This is a genomic window from Allobosea sp. (genome assembly GCF_048595345.1).
Classification (GTDB): Bacteria; Pseudomonadota; Alphaproteobacteria; order Rhizobiales; family Beijerinckiaceae; genus Allobosea.
The window spans coordinates 1-2,651 of sequence record NZ_JBMDWH010000184.1 but is presented as its reverse complement, the minus strand read 5'-3'; the positions used below and the strand labels follow the sequence as shown (position 1 = coordinate 2,651).

3 protein-coding genes are annotated in these 2,651 nt (G+C 69.1%); all 3 read right to left on the bottom strand.

Features of this window, described 5'->3' with window-relative positions:
- Positions 1–720 (bottom strand): AAA family ATPase (locus ACOJTB_RS16555; protein WP_420103625.1); only part of this gene is annotated, 720 nt, incomplete at its 3' end.
- A complete protein-coding gene (gene alr / locus ACOJTB_RS16550; RefSeq protein ID WP_420103624.1) occupies positions 720–1,847 on the bottom strand; it encodes an alanine racemase in 1,128 nt (375 codons plus the stop codon). The genes alr and ACOJTB_RS16555, both read right to left, overlap by 1 nt.
- Positions 1,847–2,651 (bottom strand): DnaB-like helicase C-terminal domain-containing protein (locus tag ACOJTB_RS16545; protein WP_420103623.1); only part of this gene is annotated, 805 nt, incomplete at its 5' end. The genes alr and ACOJTB_RS16545, both read right to left, overlap by 1 nt.

Sequence of the window (2,651 nt, the reverse complement as noted above, 5' to 3'; positions counted from 1 at the left end):
GAGCACCGCATCGACCATGTGCTCGACCACGCGCGGGCCGGCGATCTGCCCGTCCTTGGTGACATGGCCGACGAGGATGAGGCAGACGCCGCTGGTCTTGGCATAGCGGATCAGCGCCTGGGCCGAGCCGCGCACCTGCGTGACGGTTCCCGGCGCGCTTTCGACCTCGCCGGACCACATGGTCTGGATCGAATCGATCACCACGAGGGCAGGGCGGCGCCCCTCGTTCAGGGTCGCGACGATGTCCTCGACATTGGTTTCGGCGGCGAGATCGACCGGCGCCTCGGCCAGCCCCATGCGCTCGGCGCGCAGCCGCACCTGCCCGGTCGATTCCTCACCCGAGACATAGACGACGCGCTGCCCGGCCAGCGCCAGCGCCGCGCAGGCCTGCATCAGCAGGGTCGATTTGCCGATGCCGGGATCGCCGCCGATCAGCAGCACGGAGCCCGGCACGAAGCCGCCGCCGGTGACGCGGTCGAGCTCGCCGATCCGCGAGACGATGCGGGGGGCGTCCTGCGTGTCGCCCTTCAGCGTCTCCAGCGCGAAGACGCGGCCCCGCGCTCGGCCTCCGCCGGAGGCGCGCCCCCCGCCCGGCACGGGCGCGGTGGCGGCATCCTCGACCAGCGAGGACCAGGTGCCGCAGGCGTCGCATTTGCCCTGCCAGCGGTGATAGACCGCGCCGCAGGACTGGCAGTGATAGGTGGGGCCGCGCTTGGCCATCAGCCGCCGATATAACGGCGCTGATAGCGACGGCCGAGGCTGGTCAGCATCTCGTAGCCGATCGTCTTGGCGCCGGCGCCGACCGTCTCCAGATCGAGCGGGCCGCCGATCAGCGTCACCGGCGCACCGCGTTCGGCCGAACCGGAGGGGGCGTCGGTGACGTCCAGGATGATGAGATCCATCGAGACCGATCCGGCGAAGGGGCAGAGCACGCCGCCGACCAGCGCCGCTCCGCCCGGCACCGCGTCGGTGCCGCTGGCGTTGCGCGGATAGCCATCGGCATAGCCGAGGCAGATCGTGGCGAGGCGACGCCTGCCTCGCGCGGTCCAGCGGCCATTGTAGCCGACGATGGCGCCGTCCTCGACCTCGCGGATCTGCACGATCTGCGCCTCGAGCCCGACCACGGGCCGCATCGGGTTGGGCTTTCCGGGCGTCGGATTGCCGCCATAGAGCGCGTAGCCCGGCCGCGTCAGCGCGTAGGAGGGGCAATCGGGGAGAAAATGCCCGGAGGAGTTCTTCAGCGAGGCCGGAAGCTGCGGAAAGGCCGCCGCGATCTCCGCGAAGGCCGCGATCTGCCGCGCCGTCGCGGGATCGGACAGGTCCTCGGAGGCCGAGAAATGGCTCATCAGCAGGCCGAGACCGGCATCGGCGGCGAGGTCGCCGGCTTCTTGCGCCAGCGCAAGGGCTTCCGCCGACGACAGGCCGAGCCGGTTCATCCCCGTATCTGCATGCAGCGCAGCACCCTCGACCTGTGCACCGGCGCGCCGGAAGCCGGCCCATTCCGCCAGTTCCTCGCGCGAGCCGAGCACGGGCGACAGACGATGGGCGGCGAAGGCGTCGCAGCTTGCCGGCGGCAGGCCGTTGAGGATGTAGATCGTGGCGTCGGGCGCCACCTGGCGGGCGCGGATCCCTTCGGAGAGATGCGCCACGAAGAAGCTGCGGCAGCCGGCCCTGGCTAGCGCCGTCACGGCCGGCTCGATGCCGATGCCATAGGCGTCGGCCTTCACCACGGCGCCGGTCTGCGCGCCCGCGCGCTCCGCGAGCAGCCGCCAGTTGGCGACCAGCGCGTCGAGATCGATGGTCAGGATCGCGGCATCGGGACCGATGGCGGGAGAGGGCGTCGTCATCATTCGCGGTCCGGAAGGCGCAATTCGTCGGCGCGGTCGGAGAAGCGCGTCACGTCGGCGTCGAACTGCAGCGCGACGGCTCCGGTGGGGCCATGGCGCTGCTTGCCGATGATCAGCTCGGCCACGCCGTGCATGGCTTCCATCTCGATCTGCCATTTGTTGTGTTCTTCGGTGCCGGGGCGCGGCTCCTTGCCCTTGAGGTAATATTCCTCGCGGTAGACGAACATCACCACGTCAGCGTCCTGCTCGATCGAGCCGGATTCGCGCAGGTCCGACAGTTGCGGGCGCTTGTCGTCGCGGTTCTCGACCTGACGGGAGAGCTGCGAGAGCGCAATGATCGGGACGTTCAGCTCCTTGGCCAACGCCTTCAGGCTGGTGGTGATCTCGGTCAGCTCCTGCACGCGGTTCTGGCCCGCTTTCGACGAGCCGGAGAGCAGTTGGAGATAGTCGATGAAGAGAACGTCCAGCCCCTTCTGGCGCTTGAGGCGGCGGGCCCGCGCCATCAGCTGGGCGATCGAGATGCCGCCGGTCTGGTCGATATAGAGCGGCAGCTTCTCGATCTGCGCGGCGACATCGGTCAGCCGCGCGAAGTCGGCCTCGGTGATGCGTCCCTGCCTGATCTTGTAGGAGGATATGCCGGACTGTTCGGCGACGATGCGGGTCGCCAGCTGGTCGGCCGACATTTCGAGCGAGAAGAAGCCGACGATGCCTCCATCGACGGATTTGATCGTGCCGTCTTCCTGCCGCTCGCCGCGCCAGGCTTTTGCGATGTTGAAGGCGATGTTGGTGGCGAGCGAGGTCTTG

Excerpts from the sequence above, each read along its gene's own strand:
- alr (WP_420103624.1), bottom strand. The coding sequence starts at position 1,847 with ATGACGACGCCCTCTCCCGCCATCGGTCCCGATGCCGCGATCCTGACC.